This window comes from Acetobacter vaccinii, assembly GCF_008365315.1.
Classification (GTDB): domain Bacteria; phylum Pseudomonadota; class Alphaproteobacteria; order Acetobacterales; family Acetobacteraceae; genus Acetobacter; species Acetobacter vaccinii.
This window is the reverse complement of sequence record NZ_CP043506.1, coordinates 2653430-2673743: the sequence shown is the minus strand read 5'-3', so window position 1 is coordinate 2673743 and position 20314 is coordinate 2653430. Positions and strand designations below refer to the sequence as shown.

The 20314-nt window shown below is 58.7% G+C and carries 22 protein-coding genes; 7 read left to right on the top strand and 15 right to left on the bottom strand.

The features are described from left to right. Positions 1-74: 74 nt before the first annotated feature. A complete protein-coding gene (locus FLP30_RS11990; protein ID WP_210419364.1) occupies positions 75-893 on the top strand; it encodes a lipid-binding SYLF domain-containing protein in 819 nt (272 codons plus the stop codon). Here FLP30_RS11990 and mltG read toward each other — a convergent pair. The 9 genes from mltG to FLP30_RS11945 form a co-directional block, all read right to left on the bottom strand. Then, complete coding sequence (gene mltG, locus FLP30_RS11985; RefSeq protein WP_408834547.1) at positions 887-1927, bottom strand: endolytic transglycosylase MltG; 1041 nt, start codon at positions 1925-1927, stop codon at positions 887-889. The genes FLP30_RS11990 and mltG overlap by 7 nt on opposite strands. Then, the gene (gene fabF / locus FLP30_RS11980) at positions 1917-3227 is read right to left on the bottom strand and encodes a beta-ketoacyl-ACP synthase II (protein WP_210419286.1); all 1311 of its coding nucleotides are present in this window, start codon (positions 3225-3227) and stop codon (positions 1917-1919) included. The genes mltG and fabF overlap by 11 nt, the downstream gene beginning before the upstream one ends. A gap of 63 nt (positions 3228-3290) precedes the next feature. Next, a complete protein-coding gene (locus tag FLP30_RS11975; protein ID WP_025825175.1) occupies positions 3291-3530 on the bottom strand; it encodes an acyl carrier protein in 240 nt (79 codons plus the stop codon). A 293-nt stretch (positions 3531-3823) separates the two neighbouring features. After that, positions 3824-4567 (bottom strand): 3-oxoacyl-[acyl-carrier-protein] reductase, encoded by a 744-nt coding sequence (gene fabG / locus FLP30_RS11970; protein WP_149280004.1) that lies wholly within the window; start codon positions 4565-4567, stop codon positions 3824-3826. A 19-nt stretch (positions 4568-4586) separates the two neighbouring features. Then, the gene (fabD, locus tag FLP30_RS11965; RefSeq protein ID WP_149280003.1) at positions 4587-5531 is read right to left on the bottom strand and encodes an ACP S-malonyltransferase; all 945 of its coding nucleotides are present in this window, start codon (positions 5529-5531) and stop codon (positions 4587-4589) included. A gap of 259 nt (positions 5532-5790) precedes the next feature. After that, positions 5791-7044, bottom strand: a complete 1254-nt coding sequence (locus FLP30_RS11960) for a class I SAM-dependent methyltransferase (RefSeq protein ID WP_149280002.1) — start codon at positions 7042-7044, stop codon at positions 5791-5793. Positions 7045-7056: 12 nt separating this feature from the next. Continuing rightward, positions 7057-7806 (bottom strand): glycine betaine ABC transporter substrate-binding protein, encoded by a 750-nt coding sequence (locus FLP30_RS11955; protein ID WP_149280001.1) that lies wholly within the window; start codon positions 7804-7806, stop codon positions 7057-7059. A 212-nt stretch (positions 7807-8018) separates the two neighbouring features. Beyond that, a complete protein-coding gene (locus tag FLP30_RS11950) occupies positions 8019-8375 on the bottom strand; it encodes a hypothetical protein (protein WP_149280000.1) in 357 nt (118 codons plus the stop codon). A 207-nt stretch (positions 8376-8582) separates the two neighbouring features. Continuing rightward, positions 8583-9644 carry a lipid A deacylase LpxR family protein gene (locus FLP30_RS11945; protein ID WP_149279999.1) on the bottom strand — a complete coding sequence of 354 codons (1062 nt, stop codon included), beginning with the start codon at positions 9642-9644 and terminating at the stop codon, positions 8583-8585. 109 nt (positions 9645-9753) lie between these two features. Here FLP30_RS11945 and FLP30_RS14135 point away from each other — a divergent pair, with 109 nt between their 5' ends. Together FLP30_RS14135 and FLP30_RS14360 are read left to right on the top strand one after the other, a co-directional pair. Beyond that, on the top strand, positions 9754-10029 hold the full coding sequence (locus FLP30_RS14135) for a hypothetical protein (protein ID WP_168200104.1): 276 nt from the start codon (positions 9754-9756) through the stop codon (positions 10027-10029). Beyond that, positions 10019-10708, top strand: a complete 690-nt coding sequence (locus FLP30_RS14360) for a cold-shock protein (protein ID WP_274705040.1) — start codon at positions 10019-10021, stop codon at positions 10706-10708. Before FLP30_RS14135 ends, FLP30_RS14360 begins: the two co-directional genes overlap by 11 nt. Positions 10709-10903: 195 nt before the next feature. Here the strand turns inward: FLP30_RS14360 and smpB are convergent, their stop codons facing one another. Genes smpB through FLP30_RS11920 form a run of 4 tightly spaced genes read right to left on the bottom strand, consistent with a single transcriptional unit; the run spans position 10904 to position 13952 of the window. Next, on the bottom strand, positions 10904-11410 hold the full coding sequence (gene smpB, locus FLP30_RS11935; protein ID WP_149279998.1) for an SsrA-binding protein SmpB: 507 nt from the start codon (positions 11408-11410) through the stop codon (positions 10904-10906). Positions 11411-11412: 2 nt separating this feature from the next. Then, a complete protein-coding gene (dapA, locus tag FLP30_RS11930; RefSeq protein ID WP_149279997.1) occupies positions 11413-12303 on the bottom strand; it encodes a 4-hydroxy-tetrahydrodipicolinate synthase in 891 nt (296 codons plus the stop codon). Positions 12304-12313: 10 nt separating this feature from the next. Further along, positions 12314-13210: a prephenate dehydratase gene (locus tag FLP30_RS11925; protein ID WP_149279996.1), complete on the bottom strand. Its 897-nt coding sequence runs from the start codon at positions 13208-13210 to the stop codon at positions 12314-12316. A 4-nt stretch (positions 13211-13214) separates the two neighbouring features. After that, the gene (locus FLP30_RS11920) at positions 13215-13952 is read right to left on the bottom strand and encodes a 3-deoxy-manno-octulosonate cytidylyltransferase (protein ID WP_149279995.1); all 738 of its coding nucleotides are present in this window, start codon (positions 13950-13952) and stop codon (positions 13215-13217) included. 105 nt (positions 13953-14057) lie between these two features. On the opposite strand from FLP30_RS11920, the gene FLP30_RS11915 reads away from it, so the two are divergent. From FLP30_RS11915 to FLP30_RS11900, 4 genes are all read left to right on the top strand, one after another. Then, the gene (locus FLP30_RS11915) at positions 14058-14561 is read left to right on the top strand and encodes a c-type cytochrome (RefSeq protein WP_149279994.1); all 504 of its coding nucleotides are present in this window, start codon (positions 14058-14060) and stop codon (positions 14559-14561) included. Beyond that, the gene (gene hisN / locus FLP30_RS11910) at positions 14558-15352 is read left to right on the top strand and encodes a histidinol-phosphatase (RefSeq protein WP_149279993.1); all 795 of its coding nucleotides are present in this window, start codon (positions 14558-14560) and stop codon (positions 15350-15352) included. Before FLP30_RS11915 ends, hisN begins: the two co-directional genes overlap by 4 nt. Positions 15353-15454: 102 nt before the next feature. Further along, entirely contained in the window at positions 15455-16714 is a 1260-nt protein-coding gene (gene serA / locus FLP30_RS11905; protein ID WP_149279992.1) for a phosphoglycerate dehydrogenase, read from the top strand. A gap of 3 nt (positions 16715-16717) precedes the next feature. Next, positions 16718-18235: a YifB family Mg chelatase-like AAA ATPase gene (locus FLP30_RS11900; RefSeq protein ID WP_149279991.1), complete on the top strand. Its 1518-nt coding sequence runs from the start codon at positions 16718-16720 to the stop codon at positions 18233-18235. A gap of 21 nt (positions 18236-18256) precedes the next feature. On the opposite strand, the gene metC is transcribed toward FLP30_RS11900, so the two are convergent. Both metC and FLP30_RS11890 read right to left on the bottom strand, forming a co-directional pair. Beyond that, on the bottom strand, positions 18257-19465 hold the full coding sequence (gene metC / locus FLP30_RS11895; protein WP_149279990.1) for a cystathionine beta-lyase: 1209 nt from the start codon (positions 19463-19465) through the stop codon (positions 18257-18259). Further along, positions 19458-20309: a sulfurtransferase gene (locus FLP30_RS11890; RefSeq protein ID WP_149279989.1), complete on the bottom strand. Its 852-nt coding sequence runs from the start codon at positions 20307-20309 to the stop codon at positions 19458-19460. The genes metC and FLP30_RS11890 overlap by 8 nt, the downstream gene beginning before the upstream one ends. Positions 20310-20314 lie beyond the last annotated feature (5 nt).

Sequence of the window (20314 nt, the reverse complement as noted above, 5' to 3'; positions counted from 1 at the left end):
ATTATAAAGTTTACCAGCCAGATCGTTGGAGAGAAACCAGCATGAATCCGCTTATTCGTCTGCCTGCTGCTGGCATGTGTGCGCTTGTCATGGTGCTTGGGGTGCAAGTACCGCATCAGGCTCAAGCTGCGGAAAACGCACAGGCTATTGTTGATAAGGCCGCCTTGACGGTTGAGGATATTTTTTCGGCTGGAGATTCAAAAAGCTCATTGGAGGGCGATCTGGCAACAGCACGGGCTGTGATGGTCTGCCCGTCGATGTTCCAGATGTCGATCGCTTTTGGTGGCGGGCATGGTAATTGCGTGCTGCTGGCGCGTGACGCCAGAGGCTCCTGGTCAGACCCGGCATTTTACAAGCTGAGTTCAGCGAGTTTTGGTATCCAGTTTGGGGTCCAAAGCTCCCAGATCATATTCTTCGTCATGACAGACAGAGGGTTGCAGGCACTCCTAGACAGCCAGTTTCAGTTTGATTCCAAGGCAGGGGTTTCGTTTGCTAATATGAGTTCCTCGGTCGCCAGCGCAAATGCCGGGGCACGGAATACGGATATCATCATTGCCCAGAAGTCTCAGGGGGCATTTGCCGGGGTGTCTCTGGGCGGTAGTAAACTGACCGTTAACAGCGACCTTAACCGCAGTTATTACAAGCAAAGTGTCGGGCCGGAAGACATTGTCGTGACCATGCGGGTGAATAACCCGGAGGCTGATCCGCTACGTCGTGTGCTTATGCGCTATTCGCAGAAAAATGCGGCCAGCAAGGCGACACCGAACAACACGGCCAATAATGTTGCGGCAACAATTGATAATACCAACAGCAGCGACAGCATGGGTGTTACCGCATCCAGCGGTAGCATCCGCCAGGAAAGCCTGACACCTGTCGGCAGCAAGCGTCACTGAGGTTGCTGCTGTTTTTTTCTCAGTAGCGTGACGTTGTGATTATGCTCAGCCAAGGTTGCTGAGAAATGATGCCCCCCCATCCCATCCGCCACAAAAAACAGGGCGTCACTGGTGGCGGGGTGGGCTGCGGCAGTCAGAGAAGAGACACCCGGCGCGCAGATAGGGCCGGGTGGAAGCCCTTGAGTAAAATAGGTATTATAAGCACTCGGTGTTTGCAGGTCTGCGTGGCTCAGGGGTCTGTCTAGTGTATTTTCACCGTGTGTTAAGGCATAAATAACGGTCGGGTCCGTCTGTAATTTCATGCCCTTGTTAAGCCGGTTGAGAAAAACACGGGCAACGAGCGGCCGCTCTGCCGGATTGGCAGTTTCTTTTTCAATGAGTGATGCCAGAACGAGCAGGGACTGTGGGTCAGTCAGGCCTTCTGTGCTGTCGCGGTTCTTCCAGATAGTATCCAGAGTGGAGGCCATATCAGCCTGCATCCTGTCCAGTAGTGCCGCGCGCTGAGTATTGCGCTGGTAACTATAGGTCTGCGGCAACACCTGCCCTTCTGTCGGCAAAGGGGTTGGTCCGGTCAGAAAAGGAGCATGGTCCACAAGGGCTTGGATCTGGTGGGCCGACAAGCCTTCCGGAATGGTCAGCTTGTGCATAACCGGCTTGCCATGCCGCAAAACCCAAAGAATCTGCTGCATGGAGGCTTGGGCTGGAAAGCGCAGTTCCGCGGCATGCAACTGCCCGTCTTTACGGGTCAGGGTGACCGCGACCTGGAAGAGGTACTCGGTCCACCAGTCATCCGGCAGCGCCTTGGCGCTTTGCAGGCTGGCAAGCGTGGACGTATAGCCCCCATGGGGCACAACAATATCGGTATCTTGAGGGAGTGGCCCTAGGCGGGTGTAGTCATGCCAGGCGAGTAAGCCAAGGCAGGTAGCACTAACCCCTAGGGCAGCAACGCCCCCCAGCACTCCTTTAAAAACGATGGAAAGCCATCGTCTGGACGCTGGGGGAGACGTCGTCTTTTGTTTACGCTCAGACGCCACGCACGATTAGGCTGGCATTGGTACCACCAAAGCCAAAGCTGTTCGAAAGGGCAACGTTGATAGAGCGCTTCTGGGCTGTATGTGCAACCCGGTCGATCACGCTTTCGCGTGACGGAGAGTCGAGGTTGAGGGTCGGCGGGGCAACATTGTCCCGGATGGCGAGAATGGAGAAAATCGCCTCCACAGCACCAGCAGCCCCCAGCAAATGGCCTGTGGCCGATTTGGTGGACGACATGGCCAGCGTGCGTGCGTCGTCACCAAAGAGACGCTCGACGGCTTCCAGTTCCAGGTCATCCGCCATGGTCGAGGTGCCATGGGCGTTGACATAGTTGATGTCAGCCGTTGTCAGGCCAGCACTCTTGAGGGCGGCACGCATGGCGCGATATGCCCCGTAGTGGCCTTCAGCTGGTGCGGTGATGTGGTAAGCATCGCCCGACATGCCATAGCCAACAACTTCTGCATAAATCTTGGCGCCACGGGCTTTGGCATGTTCGTATTCTTCAAGAACAAGAATACCTGAGCCTTCACCCATGACAAAGCCGTCACGGTCCTTGTCCCACGGGCGCGACGCGGCCTGCGGCCTGTCGTTAAACCCGGTGGAAAGGGCGCGGGCCGAGCAGAAGCCAGCAATGCCCAGCGGGCAGACCGTAGCTTCGGCGCCACCAGCAACCATGACATCGGCATCGCCCAGCATGATCAGCCGGGCCGCGTCACCAATGGCATGCACACCGGAGGCACACGCGGTGACAACGGAATGATTAGGCCCCTGGAAGCCATATTTGATGGAGACGTGGCCAGAGACCAGGTTGATCAGTGCCGACGGGATAAAGAAGGGGGAAAGCCGCTTGGCCCGACCTTCATGCACGGTGATAGAGGCATCATAGATGGTCTGGAGACCACCAATGCCCGAACCGATCATGACCCCGGTGCGACATTTATCTTCCTCGGTCTGAGGTTTCCAGCCGGAATCCTCAACCGCTTCTGTCGCAGCAACCAGCCCCATGTGAATGAAGCGGTCCATCTTGCGCTGGTCCTTGACAGGAACCCATTCAGCAAGCGTCAGCTTGCCTTCAGCGGTTGGGCCTTCCGGCACCTCACCAGCAACATGCGCGGGCAATGCACTGGGGTCGAACTGCGTGATTTTTCCAATCCCGCTTTCCCCAGCGATCAGACGCGACCATACGTTTTCGACACCAAGGCCAAGAGGCCCGACGATGCCCATGCCGGTGACGACAACGCGTCTCCGTCCAGAATCCACTCCGGCCGACAGCAACAAACCAGCCCGCTCCCTGTTCGACACATCACTGGTCCCCCAGCCATTCCGAGGGACCGTATTTCCATTACCTACAGTCAAGCGCCTTGTTCAGGCGGCTTTCTGCTTTTCGATGTAATCGATGGCGTCTTTCACCGTGGTGATCTTTTCGGCCGCATCTTCCGGGATTTCGACATTGAAGGCTTCTTCGAATGCCATCACCAGTTCAACGGTGTCGAGGCTGTCTGCACCCAGATCGTCAATGAACGATGCTTCCGGTGTGACCTTGCTTTCCTCGACGCCGAGATGCTCGACCACGATCTTCTTAACCTTATCAGCGATTTCGCTCATCTGTCTTTCAATCCCATGTGCCTGGCCGCTTTGCGGCAAGGGTGTTCAGGTACTTTGATGCGTTACAGTCCCGACTGCGATGCGTAAAGCGGGGCAATCTGGTGCCAGCCTTCCGTTTCGCAGCAGGAATTGCGGGCGATTAGCACGTTTTCCTACACCACGCCAAGGCAAACCGGACAGATAGATGCCCCGTCAGCCTTGTGTGGCACTGTTTGCGCTGCCTGTCTGCCACATCTGGAAATGTTTTGCACCACTCCATGGGCAGGCCGCAAGACGCTTCCCGCACCTTTTGTTCAGATCATGGCCATGCCGCCGTTAACATGCAAGGTGGTGCCCGTCACCCAGCCTGCTTCTTCCGACGCCAGATACAGCACAGCAGCGGCAACATCGTCCGGCTTGCCCAGCTTGCCCAGTGGGATGGTGGCTGTCAGCTTTTCCTTCTGGGCGTCCGACAGGGCGTCGGTCATGGGGGTCACGATAAAGCCAGGAGCCACCACGTTGACGGTGACACCGCGGGAGCCTGCTTCCTGCGCAAGGGACTTGCTCATCCCGACCAGCCCGGCCTTGGCGGCAGCGTAATTGGCCTGTCCTGCGTTGCCCGTGGCCCCGACGATTGAGGAAATGTTGATGATACGGCCTGCCCTGCGGCGCAGCATGCCTTTCAGCGCGGCGCGGCTCAGCCGGAAGGGGGCTGCAAGATCAACATCAAGAACCTGGTTCCAGTCCGCATCTTTCATGCGCAGGGCCAGTGTGTCGCGGGTCAGGCCCGCATTGTTGACCAGAATATCCAGGCTGGCTCCGGCACATTCCTCAGCGCGGGCAATCAGCGTGTCGGCTGCGTCGGCGTCGCTCAGATTGGCGGCGACATGGAACGCCCTGCCCTGCCCCAGTTCTTCCGCCTGCTGCTGAATAACCGATTCCCGTGTGCCAGAAAGGACAACAGTGGCCCCCTGTGCATGCAGGGCACGGGCAATGGCACCGCCAATGCCACCGGACGCGCCTGTGACAAGGGCGGTTTTTCCGTCAAGTCTGAACATGTTTTTGTTATCCATTCTGTCAGAGGGATTTGAGGAAAGCTTCTACATCGGCCGGGGTGCCGATTGTGAAGGTTGAAACATCCGGTTCAATACGCTTGGCCAAGCCAGACAGAACCTTGCCTGCGCCGACCTCAACAAACGTATCAATGCCCATCTTGACCATTTCGGTCACACTTTCCCGCCAGCGCACGCGGCCGGTGACCTGCTCGACCAGATTGTTGCGAATCGTGTCGGCATCGGTCTCGCGCGCAGCCGTTACATTGGCGATGACAGGCACAATCGGGGCCATAATCTGCGCCTGGGCCAGAGCTTCTGCCATGACATCCTGAGCCGGACGCATCAGGGAGGAATGGAACGGGGCGGAGACGGGCAGCTTGACGGCGCGCTTGATCTTCATCTCCTTCGCCAGAGCGATGGCTGCGTCAATGCTGGCCATTTTGCCGGACAGAACAATCTGGCCACCGCCATTGTCGTTGGCGACCTCAAGACTGCCTGCCCCGCCGCTTTGGGCGCAGATTTCTTCGGCCTGCTCCAGGGTGGCGCCAATCAGGGCGGCCATGCCGCCTTCACCCGCGGGTACGGCCTGCTGCATGGCCTTGCCCCGTAGGCGGAGCAGGCGGGCTGTGTCGGTGACATTCAGGGCGCGTCCGGCTGCAAGTGCCGTGTATTCCCCTAGGGAGTGGCCTGCCAGCAGCGTTACGGACTGGCTGAGGTCGATCCCGCCATCACGCTCCAGCACGCGCAGGATTGCGATGGAAACCGCCATCAACGCAGGCTGGGCATTTTCCGTGCTGGTCAGGGTTTCGATCGGGCCTTCGAAGATGGTCTTGGACAGGTGTTCGCCTAGAGCCTCGTCGACTTCCTCAAAAACTGCGCGGGCAGCCGGAAAGGCCTGGGCTATTTCCTGCCCCATACCAACGGTCTGACTGCCCTGTCCGGGAAAAACGAATGCGTAAACGGCCATGGAATGTCTCACACAAATTTAAAGGCCGACCAGCAAGGGTCGGGCGGTTTCCTGGCATGCCAGAGCGACGCGAGGCGTCAGAAATGCCGCAGGGAGCGCCTTACAAAAGAGGAGGCGCACTCTGCGGCATAACCCGGCATGATTAAAGCGGCGGGAGAATAAAGGGCGGCACCGCCGGGCACAATATGCGACCATGCTGTGGGCTTGTTCTGGCGGGTGCCTGGAGAGTCGCCTGCCAGTGCTTGGGTGTGGCTGGAAATTAAGCAGGAGGGCGTAGGAGCACCCGGTTCAACTGTTCAAGGCTGTGGAAGCTCTCTGCCCAGACCTGTTTGAATTTCTGCGCATTGACCCCGCGTGTGGACAGAATAGCTTCGATCTCACCCACAGTCCGCACCCCATCAATCAGCGGCAGGATGCCTCGTGCCTGTGACGGGAGTGCAATGGGCACGACCAGAGTGCCAAAAGCGAAGGGTAACGTATTGTCGGGCCGCATCTGCTTGGCCAGTTCTGCGCCCGGAATTTCACGCATGATCGGGACGCTGTCGGGGTTCAGAGGATCAGGGCGGGTAACAGCCTGCCCCTTGCGGACAACATACGCGACATGAGTGGCCATATTGCCGCATAGATCCTCGGCAATGGCGGCCTGCTGCTGCCAAGGCAGGGTGGCAAGGCGCTGGCGGAGCTTTGGGTCTGGCAGAAACAGGGCAGGATTATAACGGGCGGGCTCCATCAGGGCCGCAGGCTCAAGCCCTGCCCGGTCCAGAAATGCCAGAAAATCAGTAATGGTATAGGCTTGATCCCTGGGGTTCAGGAGCAGGTCATAAAGTCCCGCATCACCGCCAGAAAGATGGTCTCCAAAATTACCATTCTGGTGCAGCCAGGCTGTGGCCGGCAGGGTACGGATGATGCGCCGGGCCGTATCAAGGCGTTCCTGCGGTGGCTGGGTGATGGGCGCGAGCGTTTCCAGCGCATCTTGCAGCATATAAACGCCAGTTCGGCCATAAGGGGCGTACACCATAAGCCCCATGCCCCCACCGGGGTTAAGCTGGGCGGCCAGCAGAGCCAGAACCGCATCCGGGTTTGGTAAGTGATGGAGCACACCGCAGCAGTCGATGTAGTCAAAGGTGCCAAGGCCAAGTGCTGGCAGCTCTGTCAGGTCGCCCTGCACAAAGCGGATGTTCTCCAGCTTGCGCGCCTGAGCCCGGTTCCGGGCGATTTCGAGCGCAGCATGAGAGCGGTCGACGCAGACAACCTGCCCAGGCCGCTCTGCCCGCGCAAGATGTGTGGCCAGCATAATGGCGCCGTCACCTGTGCCGCACCCGGCGACAAGAGCCTGTAGTGGAGTGCTGGTTGGGCGGTTTGCGCCAAAAACCCAGTAATCGATTTCACGCAGGTGGCTGGGGCTGCCGATGAGCAGGCGCTTGTGCTCATCGGCCGGAGTGCGTTCGGGGTAAGGATATGCCTCATACTGGGCAGCCAGCCCCGTGTCGCGCGTATCGTTCTGTTCAGGCATGGTGCGCGGGCCTTAACGGGGTAGCAGCTTGCCACGCTGCCAGGCTTCGGCCGCTTCATCAGCCGTCATACCTTCAACGTGGATGGCGTAGTCCATGGCGCTGATGATTTTGGCACTCAGCATCAGCTCGTCCAATTCATCCAGCAGATCCTGTTCCAGCTCATCCCGCAGGCCATCCCGCAGCAGCAGGCGGGCGGTCTGTGCCTCGCCCATGGCAGACAACGGATCAGCCAGCATGCGAATACCCCCCTGATGGAACAGAAAGCAGGGCTGGAACAGAGGCATGATGACAGCTTGCGGACGGACCAAAGCAGCATTGAGTTCAGCCAAAGCTTCCTGATCTGGCAGAACACGCAGGATAAAGCCTGCATCAGCAAGAGCGTAACGCTGCATGACCTGCTCCATGTGCGCATGCAGAGACTGAGGCGTTACAATGCTGCGGGCAAGATCGTCTCCTGCCTGGGCGATATCTGCGAGCGACGTAAAGCGCGTATTCTCCTGCGAAATGCAGCAGCAGGCTTCGGGCCTGAACAGATTGCCCAGCGGGGTCACGCCAGCGGAAAGCAGGTCTCCGTCCTCATCAGGGAGCCAGGCCGAGACAAAAATATCGATTTCCTGCTTGCGGAGCATATCGGCCAGCACGTGCTTGGGGCCGGTGACAAGGTCAGCCTCGACATCGTTGGCTTCCAGAACGCGGATAATGGCAGCCGCTGTCGCCTCGTGAACGGTCGAGTCAGGATAAGCGAGGGTCAGGGTTGTCATTAGTCAGTATCCTTATTCTGGTGAGCGCGGCCGCAGGGCGGGCTGGCAGTCTGCCCTGATCCTTGCAGCAGGAGAATTGTCTGAGGCAATCCCTCAAATGCAGATGGCTGTATTTTGTGCAGTCGTCCAAAGGCCGTTGGCCTAATAAAAAACCGCCTTTCCCGACAGGAAAAGGCGGCCCAAGACATGAGGCATGATGTGGGGAGGAGTGATCAGGCCGCCACGATATCCTTTTCGACAGTCAGGACAGGGCGGATCATGTTCAGTGCGCCAGAAAAGGAGGGGAAATTGCCCAGAACATTGTCGCGGATGGCATCGACCACAAACCAGCGGTTGCCGCGGGAATAGACCTTGTAGGCCGGGTCTGGTGTTTCGCGCACCCAGACCAGCACATAGCCGGAAGACATGCCGGACTGCTTTTCCTCAGCGGGGAAAATATCGGCATCGCTCACACCCATCGGCATCCCGGCTTCCAGCCAGCGCATAAGGTAATCCTTGTGCCGGGAGAGAATTTCCATCTGGAACGGAATGACCTGACAGACGTTCAATGTTGCAGATGTGTTTGCCATGACTGTGTGCCCCCCTGAAACGGCCCCTGAGCTTCTCTCTGTCTTGGAGTGTAGGGGGGGGATTTTGGGTGCGCCACTCCAAATAGAGGCTCAACGCCTCATTATGAGGCAGGTTGAGGTGGGAGTGGCGCAAAAACCACAAAATGCTGTGGAATTGCCTTAAATAAAGATCAAAATAAAAGCATATGATTAATTTTTAGGCATAAATTAGAACTTGGTGGAGACTGTCAGGGAGCCATAGTTGAACAGGCCAGAGCGTGCGCCATAAAACTGCTGAGTCTGCCACACCTGACTGTAGGAAACCCGCAGGCCGCAGAACATGATTGCGACGCCTGCGTGAATCTCGCCGACATCCCACTTCTTATTCACGTGCAGGGAGTTTGAACGCATGGTGTTGCCTTCAAGCGAGGCATCATAGGCAACGGCAGAGCCTGTTACGCCCCCAAAGGCGTACCACGCGAATGGGCGGCGAGCCTTGTAAGCATCGGAACCATCGGTGCCAGAAGCCTGAATGGTGGGGGTGCCGAAGTCACTGTCCAGCCCCTGCCCGATCCGGAACGTATCACCGAGTCTGCCGTAAATCTGATAGTCGCCAATGGCCGCGGCAGCGGATGGCAGCATGTCAAACTCGATTCCACCAACGTTGGCCAGCGGTAGCCGCCATGTGCGGCCCCCCTGCACCTGAAAGATCGGCTGGTTCTGGAGCTGATGCGACCAACCCTGATTTTCGGTGTCGCCAATCAGATTATGAAAGCCGTTCTGCAACTGTCGCCCCATTGCGGCAGGCCCCATAATACCAACCTGAATGCCAAAAACGCTGCGGGTCGTATCCGTGTCGGTGATCAGATTGATCGTGCCGAGCAGCAGGCCGCTATAAGGCCGGTCGCGCAGCAGGCTGGTGTGGGGTTGGCCCGGCCCCCAGGGGCTCGATGCCTGCGTGTCATGTGGCGTGAAAATCATCTGCTGCACACCAATGCTAATGCGCTGCACCCCTGCCCCCCATATGGCCTTGCCAATGGCCGCTATGGGGGTGGGCAGTGTGTCGGTGCCAGAGGTCCAGTTAAAACGCAGCCCACTTGTATAGTACTGGTCTGATGTGCCGTGCAGGGTGGATACGGCATCATTCTCGCCTTGCAGGGTCCAGGTGCCCCGGTTGTCAGCCGCCGGAGTAGCTTTGGCCACCTGCGGCAGAATCGCGCTGCCTGTTATAAAGGCAGATGCTAGGGCCAGGTGTTTGAGACGGCGCGTTGGGGTGGTCTCGACTGGCATGCTGCGGATTCTCCTGTAACCGGGTGCGGCGGGCTGGATGTGGCGTTTCTTTAAATGATTGTGTCAGGGCGAGAAACCCCGTTATGCCACAGGGCCGCAGAATGGCAGAATGCAGCAGGCGAATGCCTCTGCTGCGCCGGGTCACAAAAAAGTGTGTGCAGAAAAAATTGCGCCAGCCCGATTGATCACGTGCTTTCCTGTAGCAGCCTGCTGTTGCCTGTGCTACGAAAATGGTGGGTATATTGCAGCATTCGGGAATGAAATGGTGGGTTTTGGTTCAAACAGAACTGCCCTGTCAAGCCATTCCGGCAATCTGCCTGTTGTCCATTATTCCGAGAAGCATTCATCTTCTCCGCACTCCAGGATCAAGACCCTTGAAAAGTAACAGGACCGACCGCAGCCCCCGTTTTTCACGCCGCGGCGGATTTGATGACGATTATATGCCGATGCCGTCCTTTGGCGAACGCCCTTCCTACGGTGGCGGCGCTGGCGCCGGTGACCGTGGTGGCTTTGCTCCCCGTCGTTCGGCTGGTGGCCCGCAGGTTGTTGCTTCCGGCCCGGAAGTGGGCGCAACTGTTAAGTGGTTCAACGGTGAAAAGGGCTTCGGCTTCGTTGAACTGGCTGATGGTTCCGGCGATGTCTTCCTGCATGCCAATGCACTGTCTCAGGCTGGGGTTCAGGGTGTAAATCCTGGTGCAACACTTGTTGTGCGGATTGGCCAGGGTCCGAAGGGCCGCCAGGTTGCTGAAGTCATCTCCGTCGACGAAAGCACTGCCCAGCCGGAGCGCCCCCGCGCTGCCCGTCCTGGCTTTGGTGCACGCCCGGCCGCTCGGCCTGCTCCGGATGTTTCCGGTGCGGAAGACATGCGTGGTACCGTCAAGTGGTACAATGCCGTCAAGGGTTTTGGCTTCATTACGCCTGAAGGCGGCGGCAAGGATATCTTCATCCATGCATCCGCTCTGGAGCGCTCGGGCCTGAATGGTCTGAACGAAGGTCAGGGTGTGAACGTCAAGGTTGTTCAGGGCCAGAAAGGTCCGGAAGCTGCTGAAGTGACGTCTGCTTGAGGCTAACGCTCTCATCGACGAAAAAAGCCCCGGCTAAAACCGGGGCTTTTTTTTGGACTGAAGCGTTCAGGCAAAACGGCTTATGCGGGTGGTGGGGTCTGAAGTCAGATAAATGATACTTTTTTGGCCGCGCAGTTTTAAAAAGCGATATTTTTGAATGCTCAAAAGTGACCCAAAGCCGGTTAGAACACTTTTTCAGTAATCGCCCTTGCCCTTGTTGCGGATCAGGCGGGCTTTGTCGCGCTGCCAATCACGGTCAGCAATGGCGTGGCGCTTATCAACCGCTTTTTTGCCGATACCCAGACCGAGAGTGACCTTTGCCATGCCTCGGTCATTGAAGTGAATGTCCATCGGCACCAGAGTGGCACCCTGTTTGGCAATGGCTCCCATGTATTTACGCACCTGCTTGCGGTGTAGCAGCAGTTTGCGGGGGGCGCGGGTATCAAAACGGGAAAGAACCCCCCCCTGATATTCGGGGATGTAGCTGTTGAACAGCCATAGTTCTCCGTCACGTTCCCCAGCAAAGGCCTCGCTGATAGTCGCGCGGCCTAGGCGGAGGCTTTTGACTTCCGGCCCACGGAGTACAAGCCCCGCTTCCACTGTTTCCTGAATGGCATAATTGAACCGGGCCTTGCGGTTTTGTGCCGCAATGCCGTGGGATATCATGGAGCTTTTGCCGGATTTGCCTGATTTTTGCGACATGGTCAGTTCAGCAGGCCGGTGGCAACAAGCGCGTTACGGACTTTCTGGCGGGACAACTCACCAATGGGGGTCAGCGGCAGGCGGCAGGTTTCCCCGGCCAGTCCCAGCAGGCTTGCGGCATATTTGACCGGTGCCGGGTTGCTCTCGCAAAACAGCGCATCGTGCAGCGGCAGTAGCTTGTCCTGAATGGCAATGGCATCCTGCGGGCGACCTTCCTGCCAGGCAGTCTGGACCGCAGCGCACAGAGCTGGGGCGACATTGGATGTTACACTGATGCAGCCACTGCCCCCAGCAGCAAGGAAGGAAACAGCGGTGCCATCTTCTCCAGAAAGCTGGTTGAAGGGTTTTTCAATAGCGGCACGCACTTGCAGCGGGCGCAGCAGATTGGCGGTGGCATCCTTCACGCCAATAATGTTCCCATGCTGGGCCAGACGGGCCATGGTTTCAACACTGATGTCAACAACCGAGCGGCCGGGAATATTGTAGAGAATGACGGGAATAGAAATGGCGTCGGCTATAGCCATATAGTGCTGGTACAGCCCTTCCTGTGTTGGCTTGTTGTAATAGGGTGCCACCACCAGCACAGCAGAAGCCCCTGCTTTTTCAGCATAACGGGCCAGGTCTGTGGCTTCTGACGTGCTGTTTGATCCGGCCCCCGCAATAACGGGAACCCGTCCGTTGGCAACCTTTATAGTTCGCTCGACAACGGCGTGGTGTTCCTCGTGGCTCAGGGTCGGGCTTTCGCCTGTGGTGCCAACGGCGCACAGGGCCGACGTACCTTCGCGGATTTGCCAGTCCACCAGTTTTTCAAAAGATGGAAAGTCCAGGCTGCCATCCTGGTTCATGGGCGTAATGAGCGCGGTAATCGAGCCGGAAAAAAATGTGTGAGACATGGGCAGTCACTTATCCTGATATGGCATCTGCCGGTGCGGAACGCGGCGTGTCCTGCCCTTTGGCTGATGGAGGGTGGCGAAAGGGCGACTGGGTGTAAACACCCAGAATAGTGGCGTTTTGTGTAAAAAATTCAAGTTCGGTCAGAGCCTTGCCCAGCGCTGGGTCATCGGGGTGGCCTTCAACATCCATGAGAAAGCGGGTGGCAGCAAAAGTTTCCCCGCTCATGTAGCTTTCCAGACGGGTCATGTTCACGCCGTTGGTGGCAAAGCCCCCAAGGACTTTGTACAGGGCGCCCGGAACATTTTTAACGCTGAACATCAGGGTTGTCATGGTTCTGGGGGTGCCTGCTGGTGGGCGCTCAGGCGTGCGGGACGCAATGTAGAAGCGGGTCGTGTTGTGGGCGGCGTCCTCGACATTACGTGCAAGAATTTCAAGTCCGTATAACTGGGCAGCCAGTTCTGATGCAACTGCGGCTTCTTCAGGTTTGCCCCAGAGAGCCACCAGTTCTGCCGCCCCTGCCGTGTCAAATTCGGTAACGGGTGTCAGCTTGTGGGTGCGCAGCAGATTGCGGATCTGGTCCATGGCGACGGCGTGCGTATGTACCCGTTTGACCTGTTCCATCTGGGTGCCTGGCACCACCAGCAGGCAGTGTTCCACACGTTGGAAATGTTCGCCAACAATGTGCAGGCCCGAGGCAGGCAGGAGGGAATGAATATCGGGCACACGCCCAGCCAGGCTGTTTTCGCACGCCAGCATGGCGAGTTCTGCCCGGCCCTCGTGTACGGCGTGGATGGCATCTGCAAAGCTGCGGCATGGCAGGGTTGTCCAGCCGGGTCTGGCCGTGCGGCATGCAAGATCGGAATAGGCGCCCGGAGTGCCCTGAAAGGCTATGACCTGCCGTACCATAAATTTACTGTGCTCCAAGAATCTGACGGGCGCGTTCCAGATCGGCAGGTGTATCCACACCGAACGGTGCATGAGCAATGCGGGCGCAGCCAATACGCATGCCCGCTTCCAGCGCTCTGAGTTGCTCCAGACTTTCCCGTTTTTCCAGCCCGGATGGGGGCAGGCTTACAAAACGTTCCAGCGCTGCTCGGCGCCAGGCATAAACACCAACATGGTGCCAGCGCGGCCCATCTCCCCAAGGAATAGGCTGGCGTGAAAAATACAGAGCTGATGCGTGGGGGGACTCATCGGAAAAATGACAGGCCGTTTTGACAACTGAGGGGGCTGATGCCTCCTCCTCTGATGTCACAGGGGCGACAAGCGTGCCAATGTCAAATCCCGGCGTGTCCATGACATGCAGCACTTCCCGCAGGTCTGCCGGATTAAAGGTTGGCAGGTCACCTTGCAGGTTGATGATGACATCGTACTGCCCATCGGGGTCAACCTGTTGCACAGCCTGCCATGTGCGGTCCGAGCCAGATGGCAGTTGCGGGTCGGTCAGCACAGCCCTGCCCCCTGCCCGGCTGACAACATCACAGATCTCCTGCTCGGCTGCGGCAATAATGACCGGGCCGATATTGGCCCGCACTGCGGCGTCCAGCACATGGAGGATCATCGGTTTGCCGCTGATATCGGCCAGCGGCTTGCCTGGCAGGCGTGTGGAAGCAAGCCGGGCGGGGATAACAACAAGGGGCGATACCATCAGCTTGCTCCGAAATACAGCGCGGCCTATAGCCGTACAAAAGCGGCGGGCAGTCTAGGAAAGCTGCATGCCAAACGCAACGGGGGAAAGGATGCTCCGAACACTATGACTGGCAGGGACCTGAACCGGGCCGCTCTCTCGGTATTGCTGAGCATTTCCATCGTTGTCGGGTGTCGTGCGCTTGCGCTGGCTGCAGTGCCCGCAACAGCCCCTGCCAATCCGGCATTTGTCATGCCTGACCAGCAGAGGGAAGAAGCACTGCCCAAGGGGGACGCGGCACGTGGAGAGGACATTGTAAACTCATCCTGCTCCTTCTGCCATAGCCTGACCCGTGGTGGTGGTGATTCTGCCGGGCCAGCCCTGTTTGGTGTGGTAGGGCGGCCTGTCGCGTCGATTGCCAGCTATACCTATTCGGGCGCGCTGAAACAGCATGCGGCACAGACATGGACCCCGCGCCTGTTGTCTGACTGGCTCAAGGCGCCATCTCATTTTGCGCCCGGCACCCGGATGTCCCTTGCAGGTATTTCAGACCCCGGGCAGCGTGCGGATATTATTGCCTTTTTGCAGACCCTGCATGAGCAGCCTTCTCCCACGGAGCATTCCCCATGAGCCCAAGCGATACAGATCTGTTTGTTGAGGTCGCAACCATGCTGGCGGATGCCGCACGCTGCGTTGTGCGGCCCTGGTTCCGTCGGGGCGTGGCTGTGCAGAGCAAGGATGACGCAAGCCCTGTCACCATTGCCGACCGCAGTGCAGAACGGGTTATGCGTGCTATTCTGGCCGAGCGTCTGCCCAGCCACGGTGTGTTTGGTGAGGAGTTTGGTCAGGAGAATGCGACTGCCAGCTACCAGTGGTTGCTGGACCCGGTGGATGGCACGCGGGCCTTTGTGACCGGGCGGCCACTGTTTGGCACACTGATTGCCCTGTTAAAGGATGGCGTGCCTGTGCTGGGAGTGCTGGACCAGCCCGTGCTTGAGGAGCGCTGGGTTGGTGTGACAGGCAGGCCGACGGTATTGTCCTCACCGCTGGGAGGGATCATCGGCACCCGAAAAACCGTGCTGCTGGCTGATGCGGAGATGTCCTGCACATCTCCCGAAATCCTTGAAACGGCCCCTCATGACCGTTGGCAGGCCTTGAAGGCGCAGGCCCGTCGCATGACCTGGGGGGGGGACTGCTATGCCTATGGCCTGCTGGCATTGGGGCAGATTGATCTGATTACCGAATGTGGCATGAATCCTTGGGACTGGGCGGCTCTTGTGCCCGTGATCGAAGGGGCCGGTGGGGTCATAACCAGTTGGAGCGGCGCGCCCCTGCGGATTGGGGGGGATGGCACTGTTCTGGCCGCGGGCTCCGCTGCCTTGCACCAGCAGGCGGTGGCTATTCTGGGCGGTCAGAGCTGACTTTTGGGCTCTTTGCCCCCATGGCGGCAAAGAGCACTCTGTTCATTCGGCCGAATTTGGGATAGGGCTGCGGCTTGGCACAACAGTGACGGTCATTCCATAATGAGCACGAGCACGCACCTGTCTCTTTCCAAGGACAAGATCCGCATTCTTCTGCTGGAGGGTATTCACGACAGTGCCGTGGCTCTTCTGAAAGCCTGCGGCTACGAGAATGTTGTGCGCTTGAAAGGCGCGCTGGAAGGGCAAGCCCTGAAGGACGCCATGGAAGGTGTCCATATTGTGGGCATCCGTTCCAGAACGCAGTTGACCCGCGAGGTTATCGAGGCCGCCGACCGGCTGATGGCCATCGGCTGCTTCTGCATCGGCACCAACCAGGTTGACCTTGGGGCAGCCCAGGTCAACGGTGTTCCGGTCTTTAATGCGCCGTACAGCAACACCCGCTCTGTCGCCGAACTGGTGATGGGCGAGATCGTGATGCTGATGCGCCGTATTTTCCCACGTTCCGTTGAATGCCATCAGGGGATCTGGAAAAAGTCGGCAACCAATAGCTGGGAAGTCCGCGGCAAGACCCTGGGTATTGTCGGCTACGGCTCCATTGGCTCCCAGTTGTCGGTTCTGGCAGAAGCCTTTGGCATGCGCGTTGTTTACTACGATGTGGTGGACAAGCTCGTGCACGGCAACGCCCAGCCGGTGGATACGCTGGAAAGCCTGCTGGCGCAGAGTGACGTGGTCAGCCTGCATGTGCCGCAGTTGCCGTCTACCGCAAACCTGATGGGTGCGGAGCAGATCAAGGCCATGAAGCCGGGCTCTTTCCTGATCAACAACGCCCGTGGTAACGTGGTTGACCTTGAAGCTCTGGCTGAAGCTCTTGAAAGTGGCCACCTGCTTGGTGCTGCGATCGACGTCTTTCCCAAGGAGCCGAAAGGACCTGGTGATCTGCTGTCTACCCCGATCATGGGGCTGGAGAACGTTATTCTCTCGCCACACATCGGTGGCTCCACAGCCGAAGCGCAGGAGCGTATTGGTGTGGAAGTGGCGCGTAAGCTGGTGGAATACTCCGATGTCGGCTCCACCCTTGGTGCCGTGAACTTCCCCGGTGTGCAGTTGCCGCCCAGCCCCCGTGGCACACGCTTTATGCATGTGCACCGGAATGTGCCGGGTATGATGATGAAGCTGAACGAAATCTTCCTGCGTGAGACCTGCAACGTGACCGGGCAGTTCCTGCAAACGGATGGTGAAGTCGGCTACGTTGTTATTGAGGCGGACACAGGTAACGACACTGAACTGGATGAACGCCTGCTGGGGGCCCTGAGAGAGATCGAAGGCACCATTCGCGCCCGACTGATTTACAAGGGTCGCTGAACAATGACTGCGGAGACGGGCATGTTAAATTTCCGTCTTCGCAGTTTTGCTTTTTCCGGTATCGAGGCGCGGCCGGTCTGGGTGGAAGTGCAGATTTCCACCGGCCTGCCAGCATTCCTGATTGTCGGCCTGCCCGACAAAGCCGTTGCCGAAGCGCGAGAGCGCGTCAGGGCTGCCCTGACATCCATCGGGCTGGCACTGCCCGTCAAACGTATTCTGGTCAATCTTGTCCCGGCCGACCTTCCCAAGGAAGGTGCCCATTTTGACCTGCCCATTGCTATGGCCCTACTGGCTGCCATGGGTGTTATCCCTGCTGAGGAAGCCGCGCGTTACGCAGCCTTGGGCGAATTGTCGCTGGATGGTCGCCTTAACCCTGTCTCCGGAGTTCTTTCCGCCGCGTTGGAAGCCGCAGCCATGGGTATGGGGCTGGCCTGCCCGGCTGGGCAGGGTGAAGAGGCTTTGTGCGGCGGGGATATTGCCATTCTTGCTGCGCCCGACCTGCTATCGCTGATCAACCATTTCAATGGGTTGCAGGTTCTGACGCCACCCACATTTTCCCCTATCGCATCCTCTGCCGGAATGCCGTCGGGCCCAGACCTGTCTGACATAAAGGGCATGCAGACAGGGCGGCGTGCGTTGGAAATAGCTGCTGCTGGTGGGCACTCACTTCTGCTGTCCGGGCCGCCGGGAGCAGGAAAATCCATGCTGGCTGCCCGCCTTGTCGGGCTGTTGCCGGATTTGAGTGCAGTAGAAAGCCTTGAAGTGTCGCGCATATATAGTGCTGCGGGGCTTTTGCCTGGGGGGCGGCCCCTGCGGCGGCCACCAAGCCGGGAGCCCCATCATTCCGCCAGTCTGCCTGCTTTGGTCGGTGGTGGCGGCAAGGCCCGGCCGGGTGAGATCAGTCTGGCCCATCACGGTGTCCTGTTTTTGGATGAATTGCCGGAATTCAGCCGTGCAGCATTGGAAGCCCTGCGGCAACCGCTGGAGACAGGTCGTGTCAGCATAGCCAGAGCTGCGGCTCATGTGACCTACCCTGCCCGTTTCCAGCTTGTCGCGGCCATGAACCCCTGCCGTTGCGGCTATATAGGAGATGCCCTGCGTGAATGTCGGAAAGCACCACGCTGTGCAGAAGACTATATGGCGCGCATTTCTGGCCCGTTACTGGACCGTATGGACCTGCATGTTGCCATGCAGCCCTATGAACCCTTGTCCTATATGACTGAGGCAGAGGGTGAGAGCACACAGGCCGTGGCTGCCCGTGTTGCCACAGCCCGGCACCAACAGGCGACCCGCCAGGGGGACGTGGTCAATGCTGTCGCAGCACTAGACAGCTTGCAGGTCTCTCCTGCTGCCCAAGATATGGCGCAGTCGGTCGCGGCGCGGTTTCGTTTCTCAGCCAGAGGGTATACGCGTCTGTTGCGTGTCGCCCGTACCATAGCAGACCTGGCGGCGGAGGCATGGGTAGAGCCAGCCCATGTCGCGGAAGCCGCGACCTTTCGCGTGCGTGGCGGCGGCCAGTAGAGCCTGACCGCCACACTCTGTTTATGCCTGAGACAGGTGGGTGAGCGCCTGTTGCAGATCATCCTGTAGGTCCTGCGCGACTTCCAGCCCGATCTGAAGGCGGAAGGCGGGGCTTTGTGCGAGGGGGCCGTCATGCTCACGTGTAATGCCACCACTGGTTGGCAGCACAAGGCTTTCGTAACCACCCCAGGAGGCTCCAATACCAAACAGGCGCAAGGCGTTGATAAACCGCTCCATGTCCTGCCCTGTGTAGCTGGGGCGGAGGACAACCCCAAACAGACAGCCTGCGCCGGTAAAATCCCGCTTCCAGACATCATGTCCGGGGCAGCTTGGCAGCGCTGGGTGGAGCACTCTTTCAACCTCGGGTCGCTGTGCCAGCCACTTGGCAATATCCAATGCTGTACTGGCCTGCTGCGCCAGGCGAACCCCCATGGTGCGCAGGCCACGTAATGTCAGCCAGCACTCTTCCGGCCCGGCTACCTGCCCTGTCTGGATCGCGGTGTCACGCAGGATATGCCAGTCATTCTGGTTGGCAACAGTCACAGCCCCGGCGATGACATCGGAATGGCCTGCCGGGTATTTGGTCAGCGCCTGAATGGACACATCAACCCCGTGTTCGAAAGGCGCAAAAATGCCAAAGCCCCAGGTGTTGTCCATGAACAGTCGGGCACCATGCGCATGGGCGGCAGAAGCCAGCATGGGAATGTCCTGAACTTCGAACGTATGGCTGCCCGGACTTTCTGCAAAAATCACGCGGGTATTGGGCTTGATGTAAGTTTCAAGCGTTTCCTTGTCTGCCATGGGCGGGAAGTAGGAAATATCTACCCCAAAGCGTTTGAGAACACTTTGGGCAAAGCGGCGCGTGGGACCATAGATATTATCGGACAGCAGACAGTGATCGCCTGCGCTCAGAAAAGCCATGAGTGGCAAGGTGCAGGCCGCCAGTCCTGAACTGACAATCTGGCAGTCTGTGCCGCCTTCCATGGTGGCTATGACTTTTTCCAGTTCATGCTGCACGGGCGAGCCCATGGCACCATAGATGCTGGCGTGCTGGTAGCGCTCCAGCCCCTTGCGGTTCATGCTTTCCACGGATGGGAACACCACGGTCGAACCACGGGTGACGGGCAGGTTGATATAAGTACCGTCTTCATCCGCTGCCGGGCGACCGGAGTGCGAGAGCGTTGTGCCGAGTTTCCGCCAGCCATTTGCAACAGTGTTGTAGTCAGACATCCTGCGTCTCCGTACTGACGGGCAGGCCGGGCGTGCTGCCCCACTCCGCCCAGGAGCCGTCATAGAGTGCCGCTGTCTCAAACCCGGCCAGGCGCAGGCCAACAAAGAGCACGGAGGCCGTCATACCAGAGCCGCAGGTGCACACGGGGTTATTGGTGGTTGTAACCCCAAGGCGCTGGAAAATGCTTTTGAGGTCCTCGGCAGGGAGAAAGAATCCCTGCTGGTCCAGAAGAGTCTTGTAAGGAAGGTTACGCGCACCGGGCATATGGCCTGCGGCCATGCCGGGTCTGGGCTCGGGTGTTGTGCCAAGAAAGCGGGCTTGGGCACGGGCGTCGAGCACAGGCCGTTGCTGTGTGGCGACGATATCCTGCATATCCCCCAGCCCGACAATGCGGGAAAACCGTGTGCGGGTGCGGTAATCAGCCACAGGTGGGGTGTCCGTGTTTTCCTGTGTCAGCGGGAGTTGGCGGGCACGCCATGCAGGCAGCCCCCCATGCAGGACCCGGACTTTCTCATGGCCAAAGAATGTGGCCAGCCACCAGGCACGGCAGGCGGAGGCAACATTGCCCTGGTCGTAGAAAATGATTTCATCCTCATCCGACACGCCAAGCTGGCTCATCACACTGGCAAACTGGGCTGCGGATGGCGCGGTATTGGGCAGGGTGCTTTGCGGGTCTGACAACCGTTTCAGGTCCAGATAGCGGCTTCCTGGCAGGTGGCCACTGGCGAATATATCGGCCGGGGAGCCACTTTCCCCAGGGAGGAGAACGGTCGTGTCAAACAGGTGGCGTCTGGCAGATCCAGAAGGAGCCAATACGTCATCCAGTGTAGCCAGTGGGAACATGTGCC

Bases quoted from the DNA above. Each gene is read 5' to 3' on its own strand.
- metC (WP_149279990.1), bottom strand. From the start codon at position 19,465: ATGTCTGACTACAACACTGTTGCAAATGGCTGGCGGAAACTCGGCACA.
- FLP30_RS11960 (WP_149280002.1), bottom strand. From the start codon at position 7,044: ATGCCTGAACAGAACGATACGCGCGACACGGGGCTGGCTGCCCAGTAT.
- serA (WP_149279992.1), top strand. From the start codon at position 15,455: ATGAGCACGAGCACGCACCTGTCTCTTTCCAAGGACAAGATCCGCATT.
- smpB (WP_149279998.1), bottom strand. From the start codon at position 11,410: ATGTCGCAAAAATCAGGCAAATCCGGCAAAAGCTCCATGATATCCCAC.
- dapA (WP_149279997.1), bottom strand. From the start codon at position 12,303: ATGTCTCACACATTTTTTTCCGGCTCGATTACCGCGCTCATTACGCCC.
- FLP30_RS11975 (WP_025825175.1), bottom strand. From the start codon at position 3,530: ATGAGCGAAATCGCTGATAAGGTTAAGAAGATCGTGGTCGAGCATCTC.
- FLP30_RS11955 (WP_149280001.1), bottom strand. From the start codon at position 7,806: ATGACAACCCTGACCCTCGCTTATCCTGACTCGACCGTTCACGAGGCG.
- FLP30_RS11925 (WP_149279996.1), bottom strand. From the start codon at position 13,210: ATGGTACGGCAGGTCATAGCCTTTCAGGGCACTCCGGGCGCCTATTCC.
- FLP30_RS11890 (WP_149279989.1), bottom strand. From the start codon at position 20,309: ATGTTCCCACTGGCTACACTGGATGACGTATTGGCTCCTTCTGGATCT.
- FLP30_RS11950 (WP_149280000.1), bottom strand. From the start codon at position 8,375: ATGGCAAACACATCTGCAACATTGAACGTCTGTCAGGTCATTCCGTTC.
- FLP30_RS11920 (WP_149279995.1), bottom strand. From the start codon at position 13,952: ATGGTATCGCCCCTTGTTGTTATCCCCGCCCGGCTTGCTTCCACACGC.
- fabD (WP_149280003.1), bottom strand. From the start codon at position 5,531: ATGGCCGTTTACGCATTCGTTTTTCCCGGACAGGGCAGTCAGACCGTT.
- FLP30_RS11945 (WP_149279999.1), bottom strand. From the start codon at position 9,644: ATGCCAGTCGAGACCACCCCAACGCGCCGTCTCAAACACCTGGCCCTA.
- hisN (WP_149279993.1), top strand. From the start codon at position 14,558: ATGAGCCCAAGCGATACAGATCTGTTTGTTGAGGTCGCAACCATGCTG.
- FLP30_RS11900 (WP_149279991.1), top strand. From the start codon at position 16,718: ATGACTGCGGAGACGGGCATGTTAAATTTCCGTCTTCGCAGTTTTGCT.
- FLP30_RS14135 (WP_168200104.1), top strand. From the start codon at position 9,754: ATGCAGCAGGCGAATGCCTCTGCTGCGCCGGGTCACAAAAAAGTGTGT.
- fabG (WP_149280004.1), bottom strand. From the start codon at position 4,567: ATGTTCAGACTTGACGGAAAAACCGCCCTTGTCACAGGCGCGTCCGGT.
- FLP30_RS11990 (WP_210419364.1), top strand. From the start codon at position 75: ATGTGTGCGCTTGTCATGGTGCTTGGGGTGCAAGTACCGCATCAGGCT.
- FLP30_RS11915 (WP_149279994.1), top strand. From the start codon at position 14,058: ATGACTGGCAGGGACCTGAACCGGGCCGCTCTCTCGGTATTGCTGAGC.